Below are 15978 nucleotides of genomic sequence, written 5' to 3' on the forward strand. Positions count from 1 at the left end.
TTGGCTAATGCCGTTCCGGTGATGACAGCTCCGGTTCCCAACAAACTTTTTTTGATAAAATCTTTTCGGTTCATAACGGTTATTTTGATAGTTCAAAGATACAACCGATTGATAACGAATACACTTAACCTAGATTAAGAAATGAAAAAATCCCCGTCACAGGTCGTTGAACGGGGATTGGAAGTTTATTTTTTGAGTAAACGGGCTTTCATCTTACTGAAAAACTCCGGAGTTACTCCTATATAAGAAGCGATTTGTTTTTGTGGTAGGCAATGGATCAGATCCGGATGCTTTTTGGTAAACTTGTCATAACGTGCTTCGGCCGTAAAACTAAGGTTGTCAATTAACCGCTGCTGATTGGCGACAAGTGAATTCTCGATCAGGATTCTAAAAAAGCGTTCCATTTTAGGAACTTCGTCATAAAGTCGCTCCTGATTTTCTTTGGACAACATAATAACTTCCGAATCTTCATTGGTTTCGATATACAATTGTCCGGGACGTTGCGACAGATAACTGTACATGTCGGCAATCCACCAACCGGGTGAGGCAAAACTCACCACATGTTCCACACCGTTTTCATCGATCGTATAACTGCGTAAAATACCTTTGATCACAAAATAGGAGTGAAGGCATATTTCGCCCTCCTTTAATAAAATGCTTTTGGCTTTATAGGATTGAAATTCCGTAGCCGACACCACGCGTTCCTGTTCTTCGGGCGTTAGTGTTACATATCGGGCAATTGTATTAAGGAGTAGGTTCATTTTTTAGGCGTTTACGTGTACGAAGGTTGCGATTTCTTTGGCTCTTTCGGTAATCGATTCGATAGGAGTTTCCAGTGTATCGCTGGTTAAAACAACCCCCATTCGACGATACGGTCTTGAAGTCGGTTTACCAAATATTCTGAAATCTGTTTTCGGTAAAGCGGCTACTTTTTCAATTCCGGTATAGGTTGGCTGTTCGGAATTTTCCGAAGCCAATATCACGGCACTGGCACCATTTTTTTCTAAGGTGATGGCTGCAATCGGCAGACTCAAAATGGCGCGCAGGTGTAATTCAAACTCGTTAAAATTTTGCGTTCCGGCTAAAGTTACCATTCCGGTGTCGTGCGGACGTGGTGATAATTCGGAAAAATAAACGCCTTCATCTGTTAGGAAAAATTCCACTCCAAATAATCCGGCACCACCTAAGGCTTCGGTTACTTTTCGGGCCATATCCTGTGCTTCTGCAATATCGTTATCCGATACGCGAGCCGGTTGCCAGCTTTCCTGATAATCCCCGCGTTCTTGTCGGTGACCGATTGGCGCACAGAAAAGCGTCGGGTTGTTATTTTGTGTTACGGTTAATAAGGTGATTTCGGAATGAAAATTTACAAAAGCTTCTACGATTACTTCCACAACATCGCCTCGGGAACCGTCTACGGCATATTGCCAGGCTTTAGCGATATCACCTTCCGATTTAATCGTCGACTGTCCTTTTCCGGACGACGACATTAAGGGTTTCACCACGCAGGGCATCCCAACTTCCGAAACGGCTTTTTCCAGTTCCGCAGCCGAAGTCGCATAACGGTAATTAGCGGTGCGCAGTCCTAAATCTTTAGCGGCCAAATCGCGGATAGCTTTTCGGTTCATCGTAAAGTTGGCTGCTTTGGCGGATGGAACTACAGTGATGCCTTGTTTTTCGTAATCGTAAAAACGTTCGGTACGTATGGCTTCAATTTCCGGTACGATAAAATCGGGTTGGTGTTTGGCTATTACAGCATCCAGAGCGGTACCGTCAAGCATGTTGATCACTTCATATCCATGAGCGACCTGCATGGCCGGAGCATTGGCATAGCTATCGACAGCGATTACGGTTTGTCCAATACGTTGTGCAGCAATTACAAATTCTTTTCCGAGTTCGCCGGAACCTAATAGTAGTATTTTTTTAGTCATTGTAGTGTGTTGTATTTTAGTAGTTTGTTGTTGTAAATTGTCGGCGTGACCGTTAAAAAAAAGTCCCGACAGAGTCGGGACGTAAATTTATGCTAAAACTTCCGAAGTTGCTACCGCTTCTTTAATGCGGTGCAAAGCTTCTTTTAGTAGATCGTCGCTGGTTGCGTATGAAAAGCGAATACAGTTCGGGTTTCCGAAAGCATCACCTGTTACTGTGGCTACATTGGCTTCGGCCAAAAGGTACATAGCGAAATCATCCGCATTGTTGATCAATGTACCACGCAATGTTTTTCCGAAGAAGGCAGATACATCCGGGAAAACGTAGAAAGCACCTTCCGGTACGTTAATTTTCATTCCTGGAATTTGTTTGATCAAACCAACAACAAGATCACGTCGTTGTTGGAATGCCTGAACCATGTGTTTTAATACAGTCGGATCGGCTTCAACAGCAGCAATCGTAGCGCGTTGCGCGATGGTATTCGCACCACTGGTTACCTGACCCTGCATTTTGGTACAGGCTTTGGCGATAAATTCCGGCGCACCGATATAACCGATTCTCCATCCGGTCATGGCAAAAGCTTTGGCAACACCGTTTACGGTAATGGTTCTGTCTAACATACCCGGAATAGATGCGATACTGCAATACGATCCAGTAAAGTTAATATGCTCGTAAATCTCATCCGATACGACATAAACCGAAGGATGTTTTTCCAATACAGCTACCAGTGCTGTTAATTCTTCTTTGCTATATACCGAACCACTTGGATTACAAGGGGAGCTGAACCACATCATTTTGGTTCCCGGTGTAATGGTTGCTTCCAGTTGTTCCGGAGTGATTTTAAAGTCACTTTCAATACTTGTCGGAACTTCTACCGGAACACCGCCGGCCATTTTGATGATTTCGTAATAACTAACCCAGTATGGTGCTGGTAAAATCACTTCGTCACCAGGGTTGATCATCACTTGTGCGATATTATATAACGATTGTTTTGCACCGGTAGATACTACAATTTGAGACGGTTTGTAGTCTAATCCGTTATCTCGTTTGAATTTTTTACAAATAGCTTCCTTAAGTTCCAGGTAACCTTCTACCGGAGGATACGAACTGTAATTATCGTGAATGGCCTGAATAGCGGCTTCTTTGATAAAGTCGGGCGTGTTAAAATCGGGTTCGCCAAGACTTAAGCTGATGATGTCTATTCCGGCGGCTTTTAATTCTCGGGCTTTGGCAGCCATGGCCAGGGTTTGCGATGTCGATAAATTATTAATTCTATCAGAAAGCGGATTCATAAAAATGATTTTGTTTTGAAGTTTATGGTTTATATGTAGTTTTTAAGCGATAGCCGGTTTTTGCCCCATTTCTTTTAAGTGTTTGAAATGCGAATAAACCGCAGAACGCATCGTTTGAAATTCGTAATACGGAAGGTTGCATTCCATTGCCGTTTGTTTTACGATTTCCCCGATTTTGCTATAGTGAATATGACTGATGTTCGGGAAAATATGATGCTCGATCTGGTGATTTAATCCACCGGTATACCAGTTGACAATTTTGTTTTTCGGTGCAAAATTGGCAGTTGTATATAATTGATGAACGGCCCAGGTGTTTTCCAATTCTCCGTTTTCGTCCGGTTGCGGGTGGTGAATGTCTTCTACAACGTGTGCCAATTGGAATACTACACTTAAGATTAATCCGGCGGTATAGTGCATGATAAAGAATCCTAATAATACTTCCCACCAAACGATTCCTAAAAGCATCGGAAGAATTAACCATAAGGCAAAATAAATGATCTTGGTAATAACCAATGTTGTCCATAGTTTAAACGGACTAGGGAATTCACCATACGATAATTTTCGTTTGATATAACGTCGCATTTGACGGAAATCGGTGGTAATCGCCCAGTTAAATGTCAGTAAACCATATAGGAAAATGGAATAATATTGTTGAAAACGGTGTACCGGTGACCATTTGGCGTGTTCGGTAAAACGGATAATTCGACCTGCGTCAAGATCTTCATCATGACCGTGGATATTGGTGTAGGTATGGTGCAATACATTGTGTTGTACTTGCCAGTTGTATACATTTCCGGCCAGGATATACATACTACCGCCCATAATCTTATTTAACCAGGGTTTTGAAGAGTAAGCGCCGTGGTTTCCGTCGTGCATAACGTTCATTCCAACACCGGCCATTCCAACGCCAATCAGAATAGTCATTAGTAAATGAATCCAAAGCGGCATGCTAATGGTTAAGATTAAAAAGTACGGAACCAGAAAGATACTAAACATGATAATGGTCTTCATGTGTAGTTTCCAGTTTCCGGTTTTCTTGATATTATTTTCCTTAAAATAATCGTTAACTCGTTTATTTAGTGTCCTGAAAAATTTTAAACTATCGGTTTTTGAAAAAAGTGGAGTCTGTTTTATCATAAGTTTATTAAAATGCAAAATTTTCGTTCAAAGGTAATTATTAATAGAAATGTAATAGGTTAAAAATGGAAAAAAATGATGGACAAAATGCTTACTTTTGTGGAAAATTTTGAATAATGCAGGATATTGTAAAGTATTTCCCTAATCTAACAGAAGATCAGGTTTCTAAGTTTCGTGAATTGGAAGTTTTGTATAAAGATTGGAACGCTAAAATTAATGTGATTTCGAGAAAAGATATAGACGAATTATACGAAAAACACGTATTGCATTCGCTGGGAATTGCGAAGATACAGGAGTTTAAACCGGGGTCGAAAATTATGGATGTGGGTACCGGAGGTGGTTTCCCTGGAATTCCGTTGGCGATACTTTATCCTGAAGTAGATTTCTATCTGATTGATGTGATTGCTAAGAAAATCCGTGTGGTAAATGAAGTAGCAACTGCTTTGGGATTGCAAAATGTCAAAGCCGAACAAATGCGGGCAGAAAACGTAAAAGAGGAATTCGATTTTATCGTAAGTCGCGCGGTGACCAATATGCCGGATTTTGTACAATGGGTAAAAGATAAGGTGAAGAAAAAACAAAATCACGAACTGAAAAACGGGATCCTTTATTTAAAAGGAGGCGATCTGACCGAAGAGTTACAGGATTTTCCAAAAGCAACGCAATATGATCTTGCCGATTATTTTAAAACAGAATTTTTTGAAACCAAAAAAGTGGTACACTTACCGCTAAAATATAAGGCGTAAAAACCTGATGGAATTATAAAATAAAAAAGCGTGCTTTAGCACGCTTTTTTTGTTTGATTTTATACACCTGACAGGTTTTTAAAACCTGTCAGGTGTAAAATGATGTTATATTATCCTAAGAATGGATATCTGTAATTTGTTGGTGGAACGAAAGTTTCCTTAATGGTTCTAGGCGATACCCAACGCATTAAGTTTAATACCGAACCGGCTTTGTCGTTAGTTCCGGATGCTCTTGCACCACCGAAAGGTTGTTGTCCTACAACAGCTCCGGTTGGTTTGTCGTTGATATAGAAGTTTCCGGCTGCATTTTCAAGGGCTTTTGTAGCCTGCTCGATAGCATAACGATCCTGACTGAAGATAGCTCCTGTTAAAGCATATTCAGAAGTGCTGTCTACTAAAGCAAGCGTTTCTTCCCATTTCGCATCTTCGTATACATAAATAGTCAACACAGGTCCGAATAATTCGGTTTCCATAGTGGTGTATTTTGGATTTGTAGTCACAATTACCGTTGGCTCGATAAAATATCCAATCGATTTGTCGTAGTTACCACCGGCAATAATTTCAGCATCGCTGTCTTTTTTCGCCTGATCGATAAATCCTGCTAATTTGTCGAAAGAACTTTCGGAAATTACAGCAGATACGAAGTTAGACGGATCTTCCGGTGATCCCATTTTCATGGAAGCAATATCGGTAACTAATAGTTCTTTAACTTCAGACCAGGTCGATTTTGGTAAATACGCTCTGGAAGCCGCGGAACATTTTTGCCCCTGATATTCGAAAGCACCTCTTGATAAAGCGGTAGCCACCTGAGCTGGAATAGCTGATGGATGTGCTACTACGAAATCTTTACCTCCGGTTTCTCCTACGATTCTAGGATATGTTTTGTATTTGCTGATGTTTTGTCCGATTTTAGCCCACATATCGTTGAAAACGCCTGTAGATCCTGTAAAGTGGATACCTGCAAAATCAGGACTTGCTAATAACGTATCGGAAATCATCGCGGAGTTACCATATACTACGTTGATAACACCTGCCGGTAAACCTGCTTCTTTGAAAACCTCAACAATTACATTCGCTGAGTAGATTTGCGTAGCACTTGGTTTCCATACCACTACGTTCCCCATTAAAGCTGGAGAAGCCGGTAAGTTTCCAGCAATAGCAGTAAAGTTAAAAGGAGTGATCGCGTATACGAAACCTTCTAACGGACGGTGCTCCACACGGTTCCAGATACCTTCGGAAGAAATCGGTTGTTCCGCATATACCTGCGTCATAAACTGAACGTTAAAACGTAAGAAGTCAATTAACTCACAAGCGGAGTCAATTTCTGCCTGGTGAACGGTTTTTGCCTGTGCAATCATCGTAGCCGCATTGATTTTAGCGCGGTAAGGACCTGCTAATAAATCGGCTGCTTTTAAGAAAATAGAAGCACGGTGTTCCCACGAAAGGGTGGCCCATTTTTTCTTTGCTTCCAAAGCGGTGCTGATCGCTTTTTCGATATGCTCTTTTTCAGCTTGGTGGTATTGTCCCACAATGTGTTTATGGTCGAATGGAGGTGTTAGGTTTTTGGTGTTCCCGGTACGGATTTCTTCACCACCTATATATAAAGGTACATCAACATTGGCGTTGTACAATTCTTTGAAAGTTGCTAAAACTGCATCTCTTTCCGGCGTACCCGGCGCATACGATTTTACAGGTTCGTTAACGGCTTTAGGTACATTATAAATTCCTTTTGGCATAACAATTTGTATTTATTAATTATCAAATTTTCGCGTAGCGAAGATACAAATTATTCACGAAAAAGGTATTTTTTGTGGTGTTAATGCTTTGGTAAAAAATGAATTAATTCAAGGCAAAAGGAGCGCTTAAACGGAATGTAGGAATTATTACACGGAACGATCGGGTTGAGGTAAAATTGATCATGTTAAAATACCCGCGCATGGCTCCAAATGGCGATGAAAGCAGGCATCCGGAGCTGTAGGTGTGTTTTTCACCCGGTTTCAGTACCGGCTTTTTACCGATCACGCCTTCGCCGTCAACAATCTCAAGATCGTTAAGGGAATCGTAAATCTCCCAGTGACGTGAGTTAAGTTGAACGGAATCCTTGCTTTGGTTTTCGATTGTGATCTCGTAACTAAAGGCAAAGTGAATCTTGTAGTTTTTGAAGTAAGTACCTTCAAAACTAGTCAGAACAGAAATTTTTATGCCTCTGGTTATTTGTGAAACCATAATTTTTCCGATTGGATTTTTGGGAAATAATTCCAAAAATAGCAAATATTTGAATCGATTCGGATAATTTTAAAACTTTTTTAATTCGTGATGTTTTCGGAAGTGGCAAAACCGCGCCCGATAATTTTGTCGTAACGGTCGTTGTTTCCGCGGTAATAAACGATCACAAAATAATTGTTTTCCGTTTGGTAGAAATTGCCGTCAATCGCATTCTGATTGTCGACTTTACCTTTGGCATCCAATTGTACATACTGGTAGTTTACAAACCCTTGTTTGAGTAAAATCGCTTTTTCGTAAACACCTTTCTGTGCGTTGAAGTCCATTTTGTTTTCCGGTGTCAACGCATAATTGTTAAACATCCCGTTTACATAGATATCTTTTTTATCGATGGTCGTTGGTGGAATCAATGTAAAATAAACCCAGGCATAATCGGCTTCGGTTTCGCCGTTTTCGGAACCAATATTACGGACGTAGAAACTACCGTTGATGTCCGGATAATAGGTGTACGGTTTATCGCCTCTCGGAGAATTGGCAAATAACAGGGAATTATAAATTTCACCGGAAGTCACCTTTCCTACGTTGTTGCCGGGATTGCGGATGTCTTTATTGTCGAAATATAAAAATTCGTTACCACCCCAAAACTGGGTTTCCTGATTGTAACGGTAAATCAGATCAGAACCTAACGTATATTGCGGTTTGATGTTTAAAATGGCATTGTCCCATCGTCCGTTTTGTAATAACGCGACTTTAATATTCTGAACCGGATTTTGCAGCGTGTTATTGTCGCCCATTTTGATGGTGAAATCCAGATTTTGTTTTTTCTCGATATCGGTCAGGTTACGGGAACGTTTGATTTGTAACGGAACGGAAAGGTTTTCTTCATAAACGATAAAACGTCTGGAAAAAACAAGTTCCTGGTTGTCGTTAAAAATTTTGATCATGTAATTACCGGATAATAATATACGGTTAAAACGATTCGGGAAGGCCTGTTTGTAATGCGAATAAATCTGGAGTGTATTAAAAGAATTCTGATACGTCATAATTCTCTGATTGTCCATTCCCTGAAGGTATTCCGACTTGGCCAGTATGGTTGGTGTCCAGTCGTAATTGTATTGGGTGATTGTATAATAATAATCGGCCTCGTTGCCAAATAAATCATCAAATTGTAATTCGAAAGTATCACCCAGACGAAACATCGGAATGGTGTTGGCACCACTTTGAACAAACGACACGGTTTTGATGTTGAACGGCGGATTGACTTCCTTTTCAACCTGGGAAAAAACGGAAGCAGAACCGGATAATACACAAGACAGAAGCAGTAAAAATCGTAGTTTTTTATAAAATAACATAGGGCTTTTTTGAATTGTCAGTGAGGTAAAGATAAACAATTCGCTACAACAATCCGTTAAAAAAGGTGTCCGCTATGGATTTTATTTGTGACAAACGGGAATTATTTCCCCTTTGGCCAGACAATACCGTTCTACGAGTTCCGGTGCAATTTTTTGGGTGTAATCTTCCTCGGTTACCGTAAAGCCCATACTGCGAAGCTTGTCGAAATAATCCCGTCCGTATACGCGCACATGATCATACTGACCAAAAATGGCGGCCCGTTCTTTAGGATCGGTAATGGAATCGTCTTCGAAAGTTGTGGCACGGTTTAAATCCTGCGGAATCTGGAAAATTCCCATCCCACCCGGTTTTAAAACACGGTATAATTCCTGCATGGCTTTGGTGTCGTCCGGAATATGTTCCAAAACGTGGTTGCACAAAATCAGGTCGTACGAATTATCGGCAAATGGAAGATTACAAATATCGGCCTTAACATCTGCCAGTGGCGAAAGGAGGTCGGTTGTGGTGTACTCTAAATTTTTCTGGTTTCGGAATCGTTTGTAAAAAGCCTGTTCCGGTGCAAAGTGCAATACTTTTTTAGGTGCGGTAAAGAAATCGGTTTCATTTTTCAGATACAACCAAAGCAAACGATGCCGTTCCAGCGAAAGCGTGCTGGGTGACAATACGTTATTCCGTTGGGTTCCGTATCCGTAAGGAAGGAAACTACGGAAGCTTTTACCATCGATCGGATCGGTAAAGGTATTTCCTTTCAAGGCCAAAGCCAAAACAGGACGTACAACATAACTCAGCCGGATCAGTAATGGTCTCGGAATGGTATTTAGTATAAATTTGAAAGCGGATTTCATGTACAGGAATTTATCATGCAGACACTATATAATAATAGTGTCTGCATGGGTCTTGTTTTAAAGTGCTAAAGCTTGTTTTCGGAATTCGTTTTCTTCGTTGGATTGAATACCTAATGCCTGATAAATGTATTGGAAAGTGGATAATAATTCCGGTTTTCCGTCTACTATAGCAACATCGTGTTCAAAATGCGCACTTGGTTTTCCGTCGCGGGTCGAAATAGTCCAACCGTCTTTCAGGTATTTGATATTTCGGGTTCCCATATTGATCATCGGTTCGATGGCAACAACCATTCCTTCTATAAAAAGTTTTCCGCGACCTCTTTTACCGTAGTTTGGCATTTCCGGTTCTTCGTGCATTTTACGTCCTAAACCGTGACCTACTAATTCGCGAACCACTCCGTATCCATGACCTTCGGCATATTTCTGAATCGCATTTCCAACGTCTTCCACACGGTTTCCGATTTTAAATTCACGGATACCTACATATAAGGATTCTTTGGTAACCTGAAGTAGTTTTTTCGTTTCGGGAGCAACGTCGCCAATTTCGAAAGTATAGGCGTGATCTCCGTAAAATTCATTTTTAATAACACCACAGTCAACGGAAACAATATCGCCCTCCTGAATCGGTCGGTCGGTTGGTAAACCGTGGACAACTTGGTCATTTACACTGGTCAATAAGGTCGACGGACATCCGTATAATCCTAAAAATCCCGGGATTGCCTGGTGATCCCTGATAAAAGTTTCGGCTAATTTATCCAGTTGAAGCGTAGTGATACCGGGTTTGATTTCGCCCGCAATCATCCCTAAGGTTTTGGAAACCAGTAGGGCACTCTCACGCATTAATTCTATTTCTTCTCTTGTTTTAGGAATAATCATAACGTTATTTTTCAGACTGCAAAAGTACAATATTCTGTTGATTATTTTTTAATTGAAATGCAGGTATGAGTTTTATCATATTTTCGTAACTTCTCTGAGTTTAATTTTACCTAAAAGTAAAGTGTATGAGCAAATATGTAACGGCAGCGGAAGCTGTTAAAGTAATAAAGTCAAACGATCGTATTTACGTTCAGGCGGCAGCGGCCACGCCAACGGTTTTGACTAAAGCGTTGGCCGAGCGGGCATCCGAACTGAGAAATGTAGAATTATGCCACTTGCATACCGAAGGAGAAGCGGCTTACGCGAACCCGGAACTGGCAGCAAGTTTTCATGTTAATTCCTTTTTTATCGGGCAGAACGTCCGACATACCATAGCATCCGGAAACGGATCGTATACACCGGTGTTTTTAAGTGAATTGCCACATTTGTTCCGGAAAGGTGTTATTCCGTTGGATGTGTCTTTTATTCATGTATCACCGCCGGATAGTCATGGATATTGTTCGTTAGGTGTTTCGGTAGAAGCGTCGATTGCCGCGGTAGAAAATTCCAAAATAGTGATCGCTCAGGTCAATCCGAATATGCCGCGAACCTTTGGCGATGGGATTCTACATGTTTCGGAAATCGATTATCTGGTTGAGGTAAATGAACCGATTCACGGACATGGCTCGAAAGAGATTAGTCCGGTTGAAGCTAAAATCGGGGAACTCGTAGCCGGGCTTATTGAGGACGAAAGTACGCTGCAAATGGGAATCGGCTCCATACCGAATGCCGTGTTGGCGCAATTGGTAAACCATAAAAACATGGGATTGCATACCGAAATGTTTTCGGATGGTGTGATCGACCTTATTGAAAATGATGTGATCAACTGTAATTTTAAAGGGGTTAACCGCGGGCGGGCTTTAGCAACCTTTTTAATTGGTTCGCAACGGTTATACGATTTTGTAAATGACAATCCGTTTATCGAAATGCGGGAATCATCCTATGTAAATGACACCTCGGTAATCCGTAGAAATCCTAAAATGATCGCGATCAACTCAGCGATAGAAGTAGACATTACCGGACAGGTTTGCGCCGATTCGATCGGAGCTAAAATGTATTCGGGTGTTGGCGGTCAGATGGATTTTGTTCGTGGTGCCTCACTCAGTAAAGGCGGAAAAGCGATTATTGCATTGCCATCAGTAACGAAAAGAGGGGAGAGTCGTATCGTACCGTATTTAAAACAGGGTGCCGGAGTAGTGACAACCCGTTCGCATGTGCAATATGTAGTTACGGAATACGGTATCGCCGATTTATACGGAAAAACGCTAAAACAACGTTCGGACGAACTGGTAAAAATTGCGCATCCGGATCACCGGGAATGGATTGACAAGGCGTATTATGAACTCAGTCATTTCAAATAAAATAAAAAAGCTCCATTCGGAGCTTTTTCTATTTTTGAATCGGATGTAAAAGCGAATGTTGTGTCATCGCAGCCGGTTTTTCGATACCCATTAACTCCAGTATGGTCGGAGCAATGTCACCTAAAATACCGTTATCGATGAATTGTAATTCCTTATCCACTAAAATAATCGGAACCGGATTGGTAGTGTGTGCCGTATTTGGCGTACCATCCGGATTGATCATGGTTTCACAATTACCGTGATCGGCAATTACAATAGTGGTATAATCGTTTGCTAAAGCCGTTTCGATGACTTCTTTTACGCAACGATCAACGGCTTCACAGGCTTTAATCGCAGCTTCCATGACACCGGTATGGCCAACCATATCGCCATTTGCAAAATTCAGACAAACAAAATCCACCTCGCCTTTTTGCAATTCCGGAATTAGCGCATCTTTAAGATCGAAGGCACTCATCTCCGGTTTCAGATCGTAGGTAGCCACCTTTGGCGACGGACATAAGAGTCGGCTTTCGCCTATAAAAGGTTCTTCACGACCACCGGAAAAGAAAAACGTAACATGCGGATATTTTTCCGTTTCGGCAATCCGGATTTGTTTTTTATGGTTTTTCTCCAGGATTTCTCCCAGCGTTTCGGTAATGTTTTCCTTATCGTAAATGACGTGAACATTTTTATAGGTATCGTCATAATTGGTCATCGTTACATAATACAAATCCAGTTTGTGCATGTTTTGCTCATGTAGGTCTTTTTGCGATAAGACTTCGGTTAACTGGCGCCCGCGGTCGGTTCTGAAATTAAAGAAAATCACCACATCGCCGTCTTTTACCGTCGCAATCGGCTGTTGTTGTTCGTCAACAATAACTATTGGTTCGATAAATTCGTCGGTCACATTATTATGATAAGAGGCCAAAACACTTAATACCGGATTTGTAGAAGGTGTTCCTTGTCCGTTTACGATAAGATCATATGCTTTTTTGATACGTTCCCATCTTTTATCGCGATCCATAGCATAATAACGTCCAATAATAGACGCCAGTTTGGCATTGGATCGATGCAGGTAATTTTCAAGATCTTCGATATATCGGGCACCCGATTTCGGATCGACATCACGACCATCGGTAAAAGCGTGCACAAAAACATTTTGTACGCCGGATTCCTGAGCGGCATCCAAAAGGCCTCTTAAATGAGACGTATGGGAATGCACACCACCATCGGAAACAAGACCTAAAAAGTGAACCGCTTTATGGTTCTTTTTGGCATATTCGAAAGCCGCCTGTACTTCTTTTTCGTTATTTAACGTTTTGTTCTGAACGGCCAGATTGATTTTGGCCAGATCCTGGTAAATAATTCTTCCGGCACCAAGGTTCATATGGCCCACTTCGGAATTTCCCATCTGACCTTCCGGAAGTCCGACATTTAAACCATCGGTACGTAACGAAGCATTCGGATATTGGGTATAAAGACTGTCAATAAAAGGCGTGTTGGCATTGTCGATTGCTGAAACTTTAGGATCGGGTGATTTTCCCCAACCATCCAGAATCATTAAAATAACTTTCTTTTTCATGTTTTGAACCATTTTTTGGCATTGTTGTAATCAATATAGTAGCGAAAACTAATTGATAGTGTGTTGTTAAGATTGTTGCTTAAAGTGTGCTCTAAATTATCAATAATATTTTTATTTAAGCGTCTTTCGGTGTGAATTGCGTTGTTGCGGTACAAAATTGACAACTGACTACCGGGTGCAAACCACCACGAATAGGATAAATCGAAATTCCAGATTTTAAAATTGGAGTTTTGGTTCTCATTATAGACCGTATTGGGAAGGAAATAACCATCGTCGGTTAGCGTAAGAAAAGTAAGATTTTCGGCATACGACCAGTAATAACGTGCCTTCAGATTAATCGTCATTCGGCTGTTAATTGAAAACTTTCCGGTTACGGTATTTTCAATAGTATTCCGGTTTCGATTGGCAAAGATGATCTGATCAGCATCAAAATCGACCCAGCCTTTTTCGTTATTTTGTCGGTTCCAGTCTATCGCGTAAATCAATGTAAACTGATCGCTAAAACGGTACCGCGGACTAATCCGGATTCCGAAATTACGACGCTTGTCCTGATCGTAAAAATCCACAAACAAATTGGCATCCAAAGCAAAAGGATAATTGTAATTGGTGGAAATATCAATCCAGTTAAACATATATTTTGGATTGTATACAAAGCGTCCGTCTTTGCGTGGCTGGTAAAAATCGAAGGTTTCAAACGGCGATACTAAAAAGCCGGCTCCGAAATAATGATTCTTTTTATCGGTAGTTTCCAGGTTAAATTCCAGCGAAGCTTCCTGCGGTTTTCCGGTTACATTTTCCAGTTCGGTATAGGTAATTGTGCTGATTTTAAATGTGTTAAAAGTTTTATTCGGATTCAGAATACGGTAACTGCCATTAAAAGTAAAGTTGTGGTAGTTGGTCATAAAAATAATACCCAAATCGTTGATGTCGTATTTGTCCGATATATAACTGGCATTGGTGCTAAAGCGATAATTACCGCTCGTTTTTCCAAAATTCAGATAGGCGGTATACCCGTTTTTAATTTCACCGAAATCGGTAACGTGACTAAACTTTACATTCCCGGAAAGATTATAGGTGTTGGCTTTGGTATTCAGATCAAAAAGCAAAGCACTCACATTGGCATCCCGAAAAGCACCTTCGCGAATTACGCTGGTATTGACTACCGAAACGGATGAATTTTTCCGGAATCGCTGATCCAGTACCAGAATATTATAGTTGGCCAAAGGTTCGACCACTTCAGATCGGATCGCTCCGGTTTCGGAATTTCGGATGGTCGCTTCGGCTTTTTCGGTAACCGCATTCATCACACCAATTCCGAGCCCTTTTGACGTCCGACCGGAAATTTTAACCGCATTGATCAGGTTTATTCGTGACGGATATTGTTGTATTTCTTCATTTTCGCCAACATCCGGTGAAGTAGACGGCGACCCGCCAATCCTACGGGAATAGAGTAAACTTCCTTTGTTGAACATATCGGTACCTTCGGTAAAAAAAGGTCGGTTTTCATTAAACTGCTGTTCAAACGGGCCAAGATTCAGGACGACATTGTCAAAGGCGGTTTGCCCAAAATCCGGTACAAGAATCGCATCCAGTGTAAACGAATCGTTGATCCCGTATTTGATATCCATTCCGGCTTTAAACTCGGTATTGGTACCGCTGGCTTTGTTGTTGTTTACATAATAGGAAGAATAGGGAATCAGAAACAGTCGGGTAGGCGGTTTGATATCCCGGATTCCTTCTAAAATCCCGGCTTGTGTAATGGTATTGCCGATCTTATTATCGATCCGATTCCACGTAAATTTTTGGCGATCCCGGCGGATTTCTCTAAAAAAATTAACGCCCCATATTTGTTCTTTTTGTTCGGAAAAACGCAAGGCGGCGTAGGGAATTTTCATTTCAACCGTCCAGCCATAATCGGTTAGCGCAACATTGCTATGCCAGATGCCGTCCCATGAATAATCTTCACCGCTTTCGGTGGCAATGCAATCCATTTGTGTTCCGGCGGTACTTACAAAAAAGCGAAAATCCTGTTGCCCGTCGTTATAACCATTAATAAAAATACCAAAAAAGTCGGAAGTGCCGAATTTGTCTCTTTCGGTGATTTCTTTTACAATTTTAGATGGATCATCATACAGAAAGGCGGCAATATAAATACCGTCGTCATCGTATAAAACCTTTACTTCGGTTCGTTTTTCGTAAGGCGCGGGATTACCGTTATCGGGTTGGAACGTGATAAAACCGGTTGCAGCTTCTGCGTTTTTCCATTCGTTTTCGTCGGGTTTTCCATCGACAACAATGGGACTTTTAAGTAGTGAAGCCTTTAATCTTTTTTTATTTTGAATATCGGGTGTAACCTCCTGTCCGAAAATAAATGTTGCATTTATGGCAATAAAAACGAAGAAAATTACGTTTTTCATTTAATTTTTGAGTTGAAATTAACAAATATACTTTTTTTAATTCTGTTTTGTAAGAATAAATGTTGTTTTAAATGTTAAAATGTGATAAAACGGAATTAAAATGTTAAAGTTAGGGGGTAAATGATAAAAAACATTTGGTTGTTTAAAATTTATCTATATTTTTGGGCTCGACACACAGTAATATAATTAATAGAGTATC

General features: G+C 40.9%; 13 protein-coding genes. 2 read left to right on the plus strand and 11 right to left on the minus strand.

Going from position 1 to position 15978, the window contains the following annotated elements; genetic code table 11:
• Positions 1–185: 185 nt before the first annotated feature.
• The 4 genes from AAFN64_RS02320 to AAFN64_RS02335 all read right to left on the minus strand — a co-directional run bounded on the left by AAFN64_RS02320 (position 186) and on the right by AAFN64_RS02335 (position 4358).
• Positions 186–761, minus strand: a complete 576-nt coding sequence (locus tag AAFN64_RS02320) for a Crp/Fnr family transcriptional regulator (protein ID WP_347759156.1) — start codon at positions 759–761, stop codon at positions 186–188.
• 3 nt (positions 762–764) lie between these two features.
• Positions 765–1946 (minus strand): formate-dependent phosphoribosylglycinamide formyltransferase, encoded by a 1182-nt coding sequence (gene purT / locus AAFN64_RS02325; protein ID WP_347759889.1) that lies wholly within the window; start codon positions 1944–1946, stop codon positions 765–767.
• A 72-nt stretch (positions 1947–2018) separates the two neighbouring features.
• Entirely contained in the window at positions 2019–3221 is a 1203-nt protein-coding gene (locus tag AAFN64_RS02330; protein ID WP_347759157.1) for a pyridoxal phosphate-dependent aminotransferase, read from the minus strand.
• A gap of 42 nt (positions 3222–3263) precedes the next feature.
• Positions 3264–4358, minus strand: coding sequence for an acyl-CoA desaturase (locus tag AAFN64_RS02335; protein WP_300491343.1), 1095 nt, complete (start codon positions 4356–4358; stop codon positions 3264–3266).
• Positions 4359–4474: 116 nt separating this feature from the next.
• Between AAFN64_RS02335 and rsmG the strand changes: the two genes are divergently transcribed.
• Positions 4475–5104 (plus strand): 16S rRNA (guanine(527)-N(7))-methyltransferase RsmG, encoded by a 630-nt coding sequence (gene rsmG / locus AAFN64_RS02340; RefSeq protein ID WP_347759158.1) that lies wholly within the window; start codon positions 4475–4477, stop codon positions 5102–5104.
• 110 nt (positions 5105–5214) lie between these two features.
• Here the strand turns inward: rsmG and pruA are convergent, their stop codons facing one another.
• From pruA to map, 5 genes are all read right to left on the minus strand, one after another.
• Positions 5215–6840 (minus strand): L-glutamate gamma-semialdehyde dehydrogenase, encoded by a 1626-nt coding sequence (gene pruA, locus AAFN64_RS02345; protein ID WP_347759159.1) that lies wholly within the window; start codon positions 6838–6840, stop codon positions 5215–5217.
• A 103-nt stretch (positions 6841–6943) separates the two neighbouring features.
• Entirely contained in the window at positions 6944–7330 is a 387-nt protein-coding gene (gene apaG, locus AAFN64_RS02350) for a Co2+/Mg2+ efflux protein ApaG (protein ID WP_136402904.1), read from the minus strand.
• Between the two features lie 80 nt (positions 7331–7410).
• Positions 7411–8679 (minus strand): DUF5103 domain-containing protein, encoded by a 1269-nt coding sequence (locus AAFN64_RS02355; protein ID WP_300491350.1) that lies wholly within the window; start codon positions 8677–8679, stop codon positions 7411–7413.
• A gap of 81 nt (positions 8680–8760) precedes the next feature.
• Positions 8761–9525: a methyltransferase domain-containing protein gene (locus AAFN64_RS02360; protein WP_347759160.1), complete on the minus strand. Its 765-nt coding sequence runs from the start codon at positions 9523–9525 to the stop codon at positions 8761–8763.
• Between the two features lie 57 nt (positions 9526–9582).
• Positions 9583–10401 (minus strand): type I methionyl aminopeptidase, encoded by an 819-nt coding sequence (map, locus tag AAFN64_RS02365; protein ID WP_347759161.1) that lies wholly within the window; start codon positions 10399–10401, stop codon positions 9583–9585.
• Between the two features lie 125 nt (positions 10402–10526).
• Here map and AAFN64_RS02370 point away from each other — a divergent pair, with 125 nt between their 5' ends.
• On the plus strand, positions 10527–11801 hold the full coding sequence (locus AAFN64_RS02370; protein ID WP_300491356.1) for an acetyl-CoA hydrolase/transferase C-terminal domain-containing protein: 1275 nt from the start codon (positions 10527–10529) through the stop codon (positions 11799–11801).
• 28 nt (positions 11802–11829) lie between these two features.
• Here the strand turns inward: AAFN64_RS02370 and gpmI are convergent, their stop codons facing one another.
• Positions 11830–13362, minus strand: coding sequence for a 2,3-bisphosphoglycerate-independent phosphoglycerate mutase (gpmI, locus tag AAFN64_RS02375; RefSeq protein WP_347759162.1), 1533 nt, complete (start codon positions 13360–13362; stop codon positions 11830–11832).
• Positions 13359–15779, minus strand: coding sequence for a DUF5916 domain-containing protein (locus AAFN64_RS02380; protein WP_347759163.1), 2421 nt, complete (start codon positions 15777–15779; stop codon positions 13359–13361). Before AAFN64_RS02380 ends, gpmI begins: the two co-directional genes overlap by 4 nt.
• Positions 15780–15978: the final 199 nt, after the last annotated feature.

The sequence above is a fragment of the Flavobacterium sp. CAU 1735 genome (assembly GCF_039888695.1).
GTDB lineage: Bacteria > Bacteroidota > Bacteroidia > Flavobacteriales > Flavobacteriaceae > Flavobacterium.